This window comes from Clostridium perfringens, assembly GCF_016027375.1.
GTDB classification, from domain to species: Bacteria; Bacillota; Clostridia; order Clostridiales; family Clostridiaceae; genus Sarcina; species Sarcina perfringens.
Genome location: NZ_CP065681.1, coordinates 87,547 through 101,791, shown reverse-complemented (window position 1 = coordinate 101,791; position 14,245 = coordinate 87,547). Strand labels below are relative to the sequence as shown.

Sequence of the window (14,245 nt, the reverse complement as noted above, 5' to 3'; positions counted from 1 at the left end):
TCATACCTACAAAAGAATGTATATAAGAATATTTAATATTAGGAGGAATTCAAAATGGCAGTTAACTTAAAAGGAAGAAGCTTTTTAACATTAAAAGACTTTACACCAGCAGAAATAAGATATTTATTAGATCTTTCTCATGATTTAAAGGCTAAAAAGAGAGCTGGAATATTAGGAGATAGCTTAAAAGGTAAAAATGTAGTTTTACTATTTGAAAAAACTTCAACTAGAACAAGATGTGCTTTTGAATGTGGAGCTGCTGAAGAAGGTGCTCATGTAACATTCTTAACTAACTCACAAATGGGTAAAAAAGAATCAATAGAAGATACTGCTAAGGTTCTTGGAAGAATGTATGATGGTATTGAATTTAGAGGATTCAAACAATCAACTGTTGAAGAATTAGCTAAACATGCAGGTGTTCCAGTATGGAATGGATTAACTGACGCTGACCATCCAACTCAAATATTAGCAGACTTCTTAACAATAGAAGAACATGCACATAAACCATTAAGTGAAATCAAATTAGTATTTACTGGTGATACAAGAAATAACATGAGTTATGCATTAATGTATGGTGCAGCTAAAATGGGAATGCACTTTGTAGCTCTTGGACCAGATAGCTTAAAACCAGATGAAGATATTCTTAAAGAAATGCAAGAATACTCAAAAGAAACTGGTGCAACTATAGAATTTAGTTCAAATGTTGATGAAGCAGTTAAGGGTGCAGATGTTATCTACACTGATATCTGGGTATCAATGGGTGAAGATGAAAGCTTATATCCAGAAAGAGTTAAATTATTAACTCCATACAAAGTTACTAGAGAAATGATGAATAAAACAGGAAATAAGAATACTTTATTCATGCACTGCCTACCATCATTCCATGATGAAGATACAGAAGTATGTAAAGATATGATGGATAGATTAGGTCTTGATATAAGAGAAGTTGAAGATGAAGTATTTAGAAGTAAAAATTCAGTTGTATTTGATGAAGCTGAAAACAGAATGCATACAATCAAAGCAGTAATGGTAGCAACTGCTGGAAGATAATAAATTTTCTTAAGGGGCCGTATTTATAATATCATCTAAGGAATAATTAGCATTTAAATTATTTAATTTTAATAACTGAATTTTCCTTTCATTGTATTATAAATGCTGCCCTGTTTTTAATAATATGAAAGTGGGTGAAGTTATATGGCAGAGCAACATAATGAACCAAAAAAATTAGGATTTGCTCAATTAGCAGCCTTAATAGTTGGTTCTATGATTGGTGGCGGAGCTTTCAACCTTCCATCAGATATGGCAAGGGGAGCTGGTACTGGAGCAGTTATAATAGGATGGATTATAACAGGTATTGGTATGATAGCTTTAGCATTTGTTTATCAATCTTTAGCTAACAGAAAGCCTGAATTAACAGGTGGTGTTTATAGCTATGCGAAAGCAGGATTTGGAGAATACATAGGATTTAATTCAGCTTGGGGATATTGGTTAAGTGCATGGATAGGAAATGTATCTTATTCAGTACTTCTATTTGGAGCAGTAGGTTATTTCCTACCTATGTTTGGTGCAGGAAATAACGTAGCATCTATTATTGGTGCATCAGTATTACTTTGGGCATTTACATTACTAATATTAAATGGGGTAAGTGGAGCAGCACTTATAAATCTTATAACTACTATAGCTAAGTTGGTTCCAATATTCTTATTTATAGTTATCTCATTATTTATGTTTAATTTTGATAAATTTACTTTCCAATTTTGGGGTACAAGTGATTTAGGCGGAATTGTAACACAGGTAAAGAGTACTATGCTAGTAACATTATGGTGCTTCATAGGAATTGAGGGAGCTGTAGTTGTTTCAGGAAGAGCTAAGAAACAAAGCGATGTAGGTAAGGCAACAGTACTTGGTCTTATAGGAACATTAATAATATATATGTTAATAACATTAATGGCACTTGGAGTTATGGACAGAGTTAAACTTTCAGGTCTTGAAAACCCATCAATGGCATATGTTCTTGAATTTGCAGTTGGTAAATGGGGAGCAGTTCTTATAAATTTAGGATTGATAATTTCATTATTTGGATCACTTCTTGGATGGGCATTACTTGCAGCAGAAATTCCTTATGTAGCAGCGAAGGATGGGGTATTACCTAAAGTCTTTGCTAAATTAAATAAAAAGGGAACACCAAGTGGTTCATTAATAATAACTAATTTATTAGTACAAGCATTTTTAATATTAACTTTAGTAGCAAGCAGTACTTATCAAGCTCTATATTCAGTAGCTAGTACAGCTATATTAGTACCATATCTTTTAAGTGCTATGTATGGATTTAAGTTAGCACTAACAGGTGAAACTTATGATAAAGATCCTACAGGAAGAACTAGAGATAAAATTTTTGGTGGAATAGCAACCGTTTACGCTATATGGCTATGCTATGCAGCAGGACTTAAATATTTATTATTATGTTTCATATTATATGCAGTAGGAATTATATTCTTCTACATTGGTAAGAAACAGAATAATAAAGATGCAGAAGTATTTGTAGGAAAAGAAAAAATACTAGCAATAATTGTTTTAGTTATAGCAATTATAGCAATAGTAATGTTATTTAACGGAACAATAACTATTTAGATTAAAAATAAAATGGAAACTTAGAGATTAAAGTTAGAAAGATGAAGGAGGAAAAGACTTATGAAAATTGTTTTAGCATTAGGCGGAAACGCATTACAAAAGGATTCAAAGGATAAAAGTGCAGAAGGTCAATTAGAAACATGTAGACAAACAGCTGTTTCAGTAGCTGATTTAATAGAAGATGGACATGAGGTATCAATAGTTCATGGAAATGGTCCTCAAGTTGGACAAATATTAGCTAGTATTGAATTAGCTCATCAAGTTGATAATGGAAATCCATTATTCCCATTTGATGTAGTTGGTGCTTTTTCAGAAGGTTATATCGGTTATCACCTTCAAAACACAATTAGAGAGGAACTATTAAAAAGAGGAATTGAAAAATCAGTAGATACAATTACAACTCAAGTAATCGTTGACAAAAATGATCCTGGTTTTAAAAATCCAACTAAACCAATAGGTTCTTTCTATACAAAAGAGGAAGCAGAAAAGTTAGAAAAAGATAAAGGATATACTATGAAAGAAGATGCTGGTAGAGGATACAGAAGAGTTGTAGCTTCACCAAAGCCAGTAGATATAGTAGAAAAAGAAGCTATAAAAACTATGGTAGATAGTGGCTTTATTGTAATCGCTTGCGGAGGCGGTGGAATCCCTGTAGTAGAAGATGGGGATAGATTAGAAGGAGTTCCAGCAGTTATAGATAAGGACTTTGCTGCTGAAAAATTAGCTGAAATATTAGATGCAGATGCATTATTAATCTTAACAGCAGTTGATAGAGTTTGTGTAAACTTCAACAAGCCAGATCAAAAGGCTTTAAAAGAAATTAATTTAGAAGAAGTAGATAAATATATAGAAGAAGGTCAATTTGCACCAGGAAGTATGCTTCCAAAGGTTGAAGCTTGTAAGAAGTTTGTACTAAGCGGAGACAAAAAGGTAGCTATAATTGCATCTTTAACTAATGCTAAAGCTGCTTTAAGAGGAGAATCAGGAACAAAAATAGTTAAATAAAATTGCCCATATATATTAATTTCATTGTTTATATAGCATACATACAGGGTTAAAGGGAGCAAAGGAGATATTATGAGTAATTTAGAGAAATCTTTAAGACATGAAGTAATATTAGATATAATAGAGAGCAAATGTATCTGTAAACAAGAAGAATTAATAATTGAGTTAAAAGAATGCGGAATAAATGTAACTCAAGCCACTTTGTCAAGAGATCTTCATGAGATGAATATAATTAGAAAAAGTTTTGAAAATCATGAGCATAGATATATAGTTACAAAGGAAGACAAGTTTATAAAAAAGTTTAAAAATATATTTAAGAGTTCTGTAAGAAGCATATCTATGCAAGAATATTTTATATCAGTTAATACTTTAGATGGTATGGCTAGTTTGATTGGAGAATTTATAGACAGGCTTGGTGATGGAAGAATAGCTGGAACAGTAGCTAAAAAAAATCATATTCTAGTTTTATGTAGAAGTGTTAATGCTACTCAGCAAATATTCAAGGAACTAGACTCCCTAAGAGTTTAATTAAAGCAATTAACTCTACAAAGAGTTAAAAATAAATATTAATAGCTTAAATGTTGCATTGTATAATTAATCATTATACAAAAAATCCATAGACTAAAATATTTTATATTTTTTACACTTTAACAGTAGTAAGAAATACAAAGATATTTTAGTTTATAAAAAGTCTTAAACAATTACCTAAAAAATACCTTTTTAATATTACGGTGAAGAGTGTAATTTACTGAGTTGCCAATAAAGTACATTGAATCACCGTAATATTTTTTTGTGTGATTAACTGGAATAATAATACATTTAATTTTAGTTATTAATGTATTAAAAAAATAAGTACAAAAAATAAAAAATAATAGGATTATTTAGAAATGACATATAAAAAATTACAAATTTTATGTTATAATTAAAAAAGTTACTAAATTAATAACAAATGGTGAATGATTTTTAAATGTGTAAGGTTATTTTAAATTATGTATATAAGAAAACTTAAGCTTAAATAAGCAAAGTTTTATTTATATAAATATTATTTAAGATAGAGGAGGCATTTAAACATGAAGAAAAACTTAAAAAGGGGAGAGCTAACAAAACTGAAGTTAGTTGAAAGATGGTCAGCTACCTTTACTTTAGCAGCATTTATTTTATTTAATAGCTCATTTAAAGTATTTGCAGCTAATAAAAAGGTAGAGAATAGTAATAATGGACAGATTACTAGAGAGATTAATGCTGATCAGATTTCTAAAACAGAATTAAATAATGAGGTAGCTACAGACAATAATAGACCATTAGGACCTAGTATTGCTCCATCAAGAGCAAGAAACAACAAGATTTATACATTCGATGAACTTAACAGAATGAATTATAGTGATCTAGTTGAATTAATAAAAACAATAAGTTATGAAAACGTACCAGACTTATTTAATTTTAATGATGGTTCATATACTTTCTTTAGTAATAGAGATCGTGTACAAGCTATAATATATGGTCTAGAGGATAGTGGAAGAACTTATACAGCAGATGATGATAAGGGAATTCCAACTTTAGTTGAGTTTTTAAGAGCTGGATATTATTTAGGATTTTATAATAAACAATTATCATACCTAAATACACCGCAGTTAAAAAATGAGTGTTTACCAGCTATGAAAGCGATTCAATATAATAGTAATTTTAGATTAGGAACAAAGGCGCAAGATGGAGTTGTTGAGGCCTTAGGAAGACTTATAGGTAATGCTTCAGCAGATCCAGAAGTTATTAATAATTGCATATATGTTTTAAGTGATTTTAAAGATAATATAGATAAGTATGGTTCTAACTATAGCAAGGGGAATGCAGTATTCAACCTTATGAAAGGTATTGATTATTATACTAATTCAGTAATATACAATACTAAGGGATATGATGCTAAAAACACTGAGTTCTATAATAGAATAGATCCATATATGGAAAGATTAGAAAGTTTATGTACAATAGGTGATAAGTTAAATAATGATAATGCTTGGCTTGTAAATAATGCCTTATATTACACAGGTAGAATGGGTAAGTTTAGAGAAGACCCATCAATATCTCAAAGAGCTTTAGAAAGAGCTATGAAAGAGTATCCTTATTTATCATATCAATATATTGAAGCTGCCAATGATTTAGATTTAAATTTTGGTGGCAAAAATTCATCAGGAAATGATATAGATTTCAATAAGATAAAAGCAGATGCAAGGGAAAAATATCTTCCAAAAACATATACTTTTGATGATGGCAAATTTGTAGTAAAAGCTGGTGATAAAGTAACAGAAGAAAAGATAAAAAGATTATACTGGGCTTCAAAGGAAGTTAAGGCTCAATTCATGAGAGTAGTTCAAAATGATAAGGCTTTAGAAGAGGGGAATCCAGATGATATTTTAACTGTTGTTATTTATAACTCACCAGAAGAGTATAAGTTAAATCGTATAATAAATGGATTTAGTACTGATAATGGTGGTATATATATTGAAAACATAGGAACTTTCTTTACTTATGAAAGAACACCAGAGGAAAGTATATATACATTAGAAGAATTATTCCGTCACGAATTTACTCACTATCTTCAAGGTAGATATGTAGTTCCTGGAATGTGGGGACAAGGAGAATTCTATCAAGAGGGAGTTTTAACTTGGTATGAAGAAGGAACAGCAGAGTTCTTTGCAGGTTCAACTAGAACTGATGGAATAAAACCAAGAAAATCAGTTACACAAGGGTTAGCTTACGATAGAAATAATAGAATGTCTTTATATGGTGTATTACATGCTAAATATGGCTCATGGGATTTCTATAATTATGGATTTGCTCTATCAAACTACATGTACAACAATAACATGGGAATGTTTAATAAGATGACAAATTACATAAAGAATAATGATGTATCTGGTTATAAAGATTATATTGCATCAATGAGTAGTGATTACGGTTTAAATGATAGATATCAAGACTATATGGATTCTTTATTAAACAATATTGATAACTTAGATGTTCCTTTAGTTTCAGATGAATATGTAAATGGACATGAAGCTAAGGATATAAATGAAATAACTAAGGATATAAAAGAAGTTTCAAATATAAAGGATCTTTCTAGTAATGTTGAAAAGTCTCAATTCTTTACTACTTATGATATGAGAGGAACATATGTAGGGGGAAGAAGCCAAGGGGAAGAAAATGACTGGAAAGATATGAATTCTAAGTTAAATGATATATTAAAAGAATTATCTAAAAAGAGCTGGAATGGTTATAAAACTGTTACTGCATACTTTGTAAACCATAAAGTAGATGAAAATGGTAACTATGTTTATGATGTTGTATTCCATGGAATGAATACAGATACAAATACTGATGTTCATGTTAATAAAGAGCCTAAGGCTGTTATAAAATCTGATTCTTCAGTAATAGTTGAAGAAGAAATAAACTTTGATGGAACAGAGTCAAAGGATGAAGATGGTGAAATCAAAGCTTATGAATGGGACTTTGGAGATGGAGAAAAATCTAATGAGGCTAAAGCCACTCATAAGTATAATAAAACTGGAGAATATGAAGTAAAATTAACAGTTACAGATAATAACGGTGGAATAAATACTGAAAGTAAAAAGATAAAAGTAGTAGAAGATAAACCTGTTGAAGTTATAAATGAAAGCGAGCCAAACAATGATTTTGAAAAGGCTAACCAAATAGCTAAATCTAATATGTTAGTTAAGGGTACTTTATCAGAAGAGGATTATTCAGATAAATATTATTTTGACGTAGCTAAAAAAGGCAATGTTAAAATAACTCTTAATAATTTAAATTCAGTAGGAATAACTTGGACACTTTATAAAGCGGGAGACCTAAACAATTATGTTTTATATGCAGCTGGAAATGATGGAACAGAATTAAAGGGTGAAAAGACTTTAGAGCCTGGAAGATACTATTTAAGTGTATATACTTATGATAATCAATCAGGAGCTTACACAGTAAATGTAAAAGGAAACCTTAAAAATGAAGTTAAAGAAACAGAAAAGGATGCTATAAAAGAAGTTGAAAATAACAATGATTTTGATAAAGCTATGAAGGTAGATAGTAATAGCAAAATAGTTGGAACATTAAGCAATGATGATCTTAAGGATATTTATAGCATAGATATACAAAATCCAAGTGACTTAAACATAGTAGTTGAAAACTTAGATAATATAAAAATGAACTGGTTATTATATTCAGCTGATGATTTAAGTAACTATGTGGATTACGCTAATGCAGATGGAAATAAATTAAGTAACACTTGTAAGTTAAATCCAGGTAAATATTACTTATGTGTTTACCAATTTGAAAACTCAGGTACTGGAAATTACACAGTGAATTTACAAAATAAATAAAACAATGGTTAAAATAGTATAAATAGAGGCTGTATCAAAGCTCAAATATAGAAATTATAAACAATACTTTTATAATTTTTATGTTTTAAGAGGGATGATACAGCCTTAAATTTTCTTTAAAATAAGTTTTATGTATTTTTATGAAGACTAATTAGTAGCTTCTTCTAAAACAGATGTACAATGAGGACATCTAGTAGCTTTTATGTCTATTTTAGTACAGCAATAAGGACAATCTTTTTCTGTAGCTTCAACTTTAACTTCTTCTTTTTTCTTAGTGAAGTTTTTAAGCTTGTTTATTTGTTTTATAACTATAAATATAGAAAATGCTATTATTAAGAAGTTAATTAAGTTATTTAAAAATAGTCCGTAATTTATAGTAGCAGCACCAGCAGCTTGAGCTTCTTGTAATGAGTTAAATTGTTGTCCACTTAAGTTTATGTATAAGTTAGAGAAGTCAACTTTTCCAACTAAGCTACCAACTACAGGCATTATAATATCATTTACTAATGAAGTTACTATTTTTCCGAAAGCACCACCTATAACAACACCAATAGCTAAGTCTATTACATTTCCTTTCATGGCAAACTCTTTAAATTCTTTCCACATCTTATTTCCTCCTTTTAAATTTTAATATAAGTTTATAAGAACTAATTTAATACAAATTATTTATTAATATTCCATATCTAAAAATAAAAATTTTTATTAAAATAATAAACAAATTGTAACAGATATTGGTATAGAAAGTCAATTTTTAATAATTTATGTTAACTTAGTTTAAAGAGTGATTATAGAAAGTATTAAATATAGATTTTATATTGTGTAGTAATAAAAAATCTATGCATAAGAGATTTTATTTTAAGAGAGTTAATGAATTTTTAAAAATAAATTCAAAAAGGTATTGATTTTTAATATGAATTATATTAAAATTTAATAAAAATTGCTAGTTTTCAGATAGAATTACTAGGATATAAATGCATTGAAAAAGTAAAGTAGCATTTTGGAAAATCACAGAGAGGAAAATGATGGTGAGAGTTTTCTATTTAGAAGAAATGTGAAGTGCACTTTGGAGCAGAAATCCGAAATTTTTAGTAGGGTTCTCCGGGATCACCCGTTATAGTGATTAGGCATGTTAGTGCTAAATTTTGAGTGCAGGTATATCTTTTATATCTGAATTAGAGTGGAACCGCGAGTTACCTCGTCTCTATAGATTTTTATAGAGACGAGGTTTTTTTATTTTAAATTTGCTTTATATAGTTGTTTTAATGCTAATATATCCTATTACATTATTTGAAAATTAATCAATTTAAAAAATATAGTTTATTTAGATTTTAATTAGGGGGCTAATAAAATGAATTCAGTAAAATATTTTAATTCCATAGCTAAAGAATGGAATAAAATGAGAGTAGACTATTTTAAGGATGAATTAAGAGAAATGGCAATAAAGTCTGTAGATATTAGTAATAAAGTTATTGCTGATTTAGGAGCAGGTACAGGTTTTATAAGTCTTGGTATTGCAAAGAAAGCTAATATAGTTTTTTCTTTGGATTCATCTAAGAACATGCTAAAAGAATTATATAGTTCTGCCAAGGAAAATGAGATAAATAATATTTATCCCATAAAAGGAGAACTTGAGAATCTTCCACTCTTTGATGATTCCATAGATTTAATTTTTATGAATATGGCATTACACCATGTAGCTAATCCTGATAAAGCTATTAAGGAAATGAATAGAGTATTAAAGCCTAATGGCAAAGTGGTCATAACTGATGTGTTAGAACACAAGGGAGAGTGGGCTAGAGAGGAAATGTTTGATACTTGGTTAGGGTTTAACTATGATCAATTAATAAATTGGTTTGAAAAAGCGGGATTTAAGAATATAAGTATAAAAAATACAGGATTAGTTGCTCGTGGAGAATCATCCTTTGGGGAAGTGATAGAACCAGGTATTTTTATGGCAATAGCTAAAAAATAGTAGTATGTGAAAAAATTAATTTAAATATATTATTTAGAGCAATAAATAAAAGGAGATGTAGTTATGAAGAAGAATTCTTTATTAATACATGGGGGTATAAGTATAGATGAAAAAACTGGGGCAGTAAATATTCCAATATATCAAACATCCACATACAAGCAAAGATCTTTTGGGGAGAATAGTGGATATGAATATTCAAGAACAGGAAACCCAACTAGGGAATCATTAGAAAAGTTAATTGCAGATATAGAATATGGAAAAAGAGGGTTTGCCTTTGCATCAGGCCTTGCAGCAATCACTGCAGTATTAAGTTTATTTAAAAGTGGAGATAAATTATTAATTACTAATAATCTTTACGGTGGAACATTTAGAGTAATTGATAAGATATTCTCTAACTTTGGTATAGGATATGAAATAATTGATGACTTTACAAATATTGAAGAAAAAATTGACGAGAGTGTTAAAGCTATTTATATAGAAACACCTACAAACCCTCTGTTAGATGTTATAGATATAAAAATAGCATCAGATAAAGCTAAAAAGTATAATTTATTAACAATAGTAGATAACACATTTATGACTCCATATTTTCAAAATCCATTAAATCTTGGGGCAGATATAGTTATTCATTCAGCAACTAAATATCTTGGGGGGCACAGTGATTTAGTTGCTGGGCTTGTAGTTGTGAAAGATGAAGAGCTTGGAGAGAAAATACACTTTATACAAAACTCTACTGGTGGAATACTTCAACCTTTTGATAGCTTCTTACTAATAAGAGGAATCAAAACTTTATCAGTAAGAATGGATAGACATGAATTAAATGCTAATTTTATAGCTGAAAAGTTAGGTGATTTAGAGGGGATAGATAATGTATATTATCCAGGAGTTAAAACTCATGTTGGACATGATATACAAAAGAAACAAGCTTCAGGTTTTGGTGGAATAATATCTTTTATTTTAAATAAGAAATATAATTATGAGAAGTTCTTTAATAGTTTAGAACTTATAACCTTTGGGGAAAGCTTAGGCGGAGTGGAGTCTTTGGCATGTCACCCAGCTTCTATGACTCATGCAGCTATGCCATTAGAACTTAGAGAACGTATAGGAATAACAGATAGGTTAATAAGAATTTCAGTTGGTATAGAAGATAAAGAGGATATTTTAGAAGATATACAACAAGCTTTAGGAAAGGCTGGTGATAAAAATGAAATATTATAATGATATAAGAGATTTAATAGGAAATACTCCAATATTAAAACTAAATAATATAAGTACCAAAGAAGGAGTAAATATTTATGCCAAAATAGAAGGTACTAGTCCAGGGGGAAGTTGTAAAGATAGAGTTGGAATATATATGGTAGAAAAAGCTGAGAAAGAAGGAAAACTTAAATCTGGAAGCACTATTATAGAGGCTACGGCTGGAAATACAGGCATTGGAATAGCTTTGGCAGCTATTAATAAAGGTTATAAAATAATATTTATAGTTCCTAATAAATTTTCTATAGAGAAGCAAAAGATAATGAAAGCTTTAGGTGCTGAAATAATAAATACTCCTAAAGAAGAGGGGATGGAAGGTGCTATAAATTTAGCAAATTCATTATTAAGTGAGATTCCTAATTCATTATCATTAAATCAATTTAAAAATGAGGCAAATCCATTAGCTCATTACGAGACTACTGGTAGAGAATTATATGATGGATTAGATGGACAAATTGATTATTTTGTTGCTGGAGCAGGAAGCGGAGGAACAATTTCTGGTGTATTAAAATTCTTAAAAGAAAATATTTCAGAAGTAAAAGGAATATTAGCTGATCCAGTAGGTTCTATTATTGGTGGTGGACAATGTGGAACTTATAAAATAGAAGGAATAGGAAACAATTTTATTCCAGAAACTATGGATATGAGCTTAGTAGATGATGTTATAAAAGTAAATGATGAGGAAGCTTTTGATGCGGTAAAATTATTAGCTAAAAAAGAAGGATTAATAGTTGGTTCCTCTTCAGGAGCGGCATTTGCAGCAGTATTAAAATTAGCTGAGAAGATAGAGGAGGGCAATATAGTAACAATATTTCCAGATAGAGGAGATAGGTATTTTAGTACAGATCTTTTTTAATAGATATTAAAGAAAATAGAATTTTAAATTGTTTAATAAAATAAGTAAAAATATAAACAGAATAGTTCGAAGGAGATGTGTTAAGTGGTTAAAGTTGAAAGTTTTGAATTGGATCATACAAAGGTTAAGGCACCATATGTAAGAAAAGCAGGAATAAAGATTGGACCTAAAGGAGATATAGTTTCAAAGTTTGATTTGAGATTTGTACAACCTAATAAAGAACTTTTAAGTGATAAGGGAATGCATACATTAGAACATTTTTTAGCAGGTTTTATGAGAGAAAAATTAGATGATGTAATAGACATATCACCAATGGGATGCAAAACAGGTTTTTATTTAACTAGTTTTGGAGATATTGATGTTAAAGATATTATAGAGGCTTTAGAGTATTCACTATCTAAGGTTTTAGAGCAAGAAGAGATACCAGCAGCAAATGAATTACAATGTGGAAGTGCAAAGTTACATTCACTAGAGTTAGCTAAGAGTCATGCAAAGCAAGTTTTAGAAAATGGAATAAGTGATAAATTTTATGTAGAGTAAACATAATATTTTTAAATTTAAAGGGCTATATTAAAACTACTAAATTGTTTTGATATAGCCTTTTAAAAATGTTAGAATCTTCTATAAGTAAAAAATTAATTATTTAAGTAATTACTATTTATAATCTAAAGTTATTTATTATTATTTATGTTACATATAGTTTTTTATAATTAAGTTGAAATGTTTTAAGTTTTTTACTAAAGAAATAAAAGCTATTTTGCCTTTAAGATGATAAAAGAGTAAAAAGGTAAATTTTAAATTAATTAATTATGTAATACAATAAATATGTATTTTATATAGTAAGCAAAATATATTATAAGGGAAAAGAGACTTAAGAAGGTGATTAACATGTGGTTTAAGAAATTATATGTAGGAACTATAGATTTATTATCAGCCATTGTGGAAAAGATAGCTAAATGCAATTTAGCATGTAAAATTTATAAAGCAGTCTTTCAATTGGGAGTTTTTCCAAAGCCGAAGAACTTTGATAAGATAGTTAGTAACCTAGTAATAGAGAAAGATATAGCTTATGAATCATCAATTTTAGAGGGAAATAAGTTAGATGTATATTATCCTAAGAATCTTAATAAAAAGGCGCCAATATTAATGTGGATACATGGTGGGGGATATATAGCTAATAGTAAGGAGACTGTTAAGAATTATATGATGACCTTGGCTAATAAAGGCTTTGTCGTATTTAACATAGATTATGCCTTAGCTCCAAAGTATAAATATCCAAGTCAAATACTTCAATGTAATGAAGCTTTAAAATATGTCTTTGAAAATGCAGAAAAGTTTAATGGAGATAGGGAGAATATTTTTATTGGAGGAGATTCCGCTGGAGCTCAGATGGCTAGTCAGTTAGCTGCAATTATAAGTAATGAGGAACTATCTAATAAAATGAATTTAAAACCAAGTATAACAAATAAGTTTTTAAGGGGAGTAATATTATTTTGTGGATTATATAATATGGATTCTCTAAGGGCAACTAAATTTCCAGGTATAAAAACTTATATGGAAGCATTAACTGGAGAGAGCAATTTTGAAAATTATGAAAGAATAGATGAACTAGCTACTATTAAATATATAACTCCTAATTATCCAAGTACCTTTATAACTGTGGGAGATATTGACCCCTTTGTAGATCAAGGAAAAGAGTTAGCATCTTCTTTAAGAGCTTTAGGAGTAAAGGTTGTTTCAAGATTTTTTGAAAATAAAGGACTTTGGCATGAATATCAATTTAAATTTTCAGTTAAAGAAGCTAGAGAAACCTTTAAAAGTGTAACTGAATTTTTAAATGATAATAGTAAAAGTATGAATTAAGTTTGCTTTTAATATAGATTTAACTTTAATTAGGATGGAGATAAAAAGGAGACTTACCTTAAAGCATGTTATGTGCTATAAGGTAAGCCTCTTTTTATTATATGAATACTAAAAGATAATTTTATTGAAAGTTACTTTTATGTTTATTTAAACATCATATGAGAAATAACTAATTTATATAGTAGCTTATGCTACTTTTTTATATTTAAGTATGATACATAAATTATATTTTAAAATCTTAAAGTTTATTTTTAAGTTTTGCACTATGTTATTAAC

General features: G+C 29.0%; 11 protein-coding genes and 1 other annotated feature. Of the genes, 10 read left to right on the top strand and 1 reads right to left on the bottom strand.

Going from position 1 to position 14,245, the window contains the following annotated elements; all coding sequences use genetic code 11:
• Positions 1-54: 54 nt before the first annotated feature.
• The 5 genes from argF to colA all read left to right on the top strand — a co-directional run bounded on the left by argF (position 55) and on the right by colA (position 8,021).
• Entirely contained in the window at positions 55-1,050 is a 996-nt protein-coding gene (gene argF, locus I6G60_RS00710) for an ornithine carbamoyltransferase (protein ID WP_003462779.1), read from the top strand.
• Between the two features lie 144 nt (positions 1,051-1,194).
• On the top strand, positions 1,195-2,631 hold the full coding sequence (gene arcD, locus I6G60_RS00705; protein ID WP_003457492.1) for an arginine-ornithine antiporter: 1,437 nt from the start codon (positions 1,195-1,197) through the stop codon (positions 2,629-2,631).
• Between the two features lie 60 nt (positions 2,632-2,691).
• Entirely contained in the window at positions 2,692-3,636 is a 945-nt protein-coding gene (gene arcC / locus I6G60_RS00700) for a carbamate kinase (protein ID WP_003457589.1), read from the top strand.
• Between the two features lie 72 nt (positions 3,637-3,708).
• On the top strand, positions 3,709-4,164 hold the full coding sequence (locus I6G60_RS00695) for an arginine repressor (RefSeq protein ID WP_003457490.1): 456 nt from the start codon (positions 3,709-3,711) through the stop codon (positions 4,162-4,164).
• 542 nt (positions 4,165-4,706) lie between these two features.
• Entirely contained in the window at positions 4,707-8,021 is a 3,315-nt protein-coding gene (gene colA, locus I6G60_RS00690; protein ID WP_197925522.1) for a collagenase ColA, read from the top strand.
• A gap of 147 nt (positions 8,022-8,168) precedes the next feature.
• Here colA and mscL read toward each other — a convergent pair whose 3' ends face one another.
• Positions 8,169-8,627 (bottom strand): large conductance mechanosensitive channel protein MscL, encoded by a 459-nt coding sequence (gene mscL, locus I6G60_RS00685; protein ID WP_003457581.1) that lies wholly within the window; start codon positions 8,625-8,627, stop codon positions 8,169-8,171.
• Between the two features lie 361 nt (positions 8,628-8,988).
• Positions 8,989-9,227: a binding site (T-box leader), on the top strand.
• A 142-nt stretch (positions 9,228-9,369) separates the two neighbouring features.
• Here mscL and I6G60_RS00680 point away from each other — a divergent pair.
• From I6G60_RS00680 to I6G60_RS00660, 5 genes are all read left to right on the top strand, one after another.
• Positions 9,370-9,993, top strand: a complete 624-nt coding sequence (locus tag I6G60_RS00680; protein ID WP_003452591.1) for a class I SAM-dependent methyltransferase — start codon at positions 9,370-9,372, stop codon at positions 9,991-9,993.
• A 63-nt stretch (positions 9,994-10,056) separates the two neighbouring features.
• Entirely contained in the window at positions 10,057-11,211 is a 1,155-nt protein-coding gene (locus I6G60_RS00675; RefSeq protein WP_197925520.1) for a trans-sulfuration enzyme family protein, read from the top strand.
• Entirely contained in the window at positions 11,198-12,106 is a 909-nt protein-coding gene (locus I6G60_RS00670; RefSeq protein WP_003467727.1) for a PLP-dependent cysteine synthase family protein, read from the top strand. Before I6G60_RS00675 ends, I6G60_RS00670 begins: the two co-directional genes overlap by 14 nt.
• Before the next feature lie 84 nt (positions 12,107-12,190).
• On the top strand, positions 12,191-12,646 hold the full coding sequence (locus I6G60_RS00665; protein ID WP_003452649.1) for an S-ribosylhomocysteine lyase: 456 nt from the start codon (positions 12,191-12,193) through the stop codon (positions 12,644-12,646).
• A 348-nt stretch (positions 12,647-12,994) separates the two neighbouring features.
• The gene (locus I6G60_RS00660; RefSeq protein WP_003452620.1) at positions 12,995-13,969 is read left to right on the top strand and encodes an alpha/beta hydrolase; all 975 of its coding nucleotides are present in this window, start codon (positions 12,995-12,997) and stop codon (positions 13,967-13,969) included.
• Positions 13,970-14,245 lie beyond the last annotated feature (276 nt).

Bases quoted from the DNA above. Each gene is read 5' to 3' on its own strand.
- argF (WP_003462779.1), top strand. From the start codon at position 55: ATGGCAGTTAACTTAAAAGGAAGAAGCTTTTTAACATTAAAAGACTTT.
- arcD (WP_003457492.1), top strand. From the start codon at position 1,195: ATGGCAGAGCAACATAATGAACCAAAAAAATTAGGATTTGCTCAATTA.
- arcC (WP_003457589.1), top strand. From the start codon at position 2,692: ATGAAAATTGTTTTAGCATTAGGCGGAAACGCATTACAAAAGGATTCA.
- I6G60_RS00695 (WP_003457490.1), top strand. From the start codon at position 3,709: ATGAGTAATTTAGAGAAATCTTTAAGACATGAAGTAATATTAGATATA.
- colA (WP_197925522.1), top strand. From the start codon at position 4,707: ATGAAGAAAAACTTAAAAAGGGGAGAGCTAACAAAACTGAAGTTAGTT.
- mscL (WP_003457581.1), bottom strand. From the start codon at position 8,627: ATGTGGAAAGAATTTAAAGAGTTTGCCATGAAAGGAAATGTAATAGAC.
- I6G60_RS00680 (WP_003452591.1), top strand. From the start codon at position 9,370: ATGAATTCAGTAAAATATTTTAATTCCATAGCTAAAGAATGGAATAAA.
- I6G60_RS00675 (WP_197925520.1), top strand. From the start codon at position 10,057: ATGAAGAAGAATTCTTTATTAATACATGGGGGTATAAGTATAGATGAA.
- I6G60_RS00670 (WP_003467727.1), top strand. From the start codon at position 11,198: ATGAAATATTATAATGATATAAGAGATTTAATAGGAAATACTCCAATA.
- I6G60_RS00660 (WP_003452620.1), top strand. From the start codon at position 12,995: ATGTGGTTTAAGAAATTATATGTAGGAACTATAGATTTATTATCAGCC.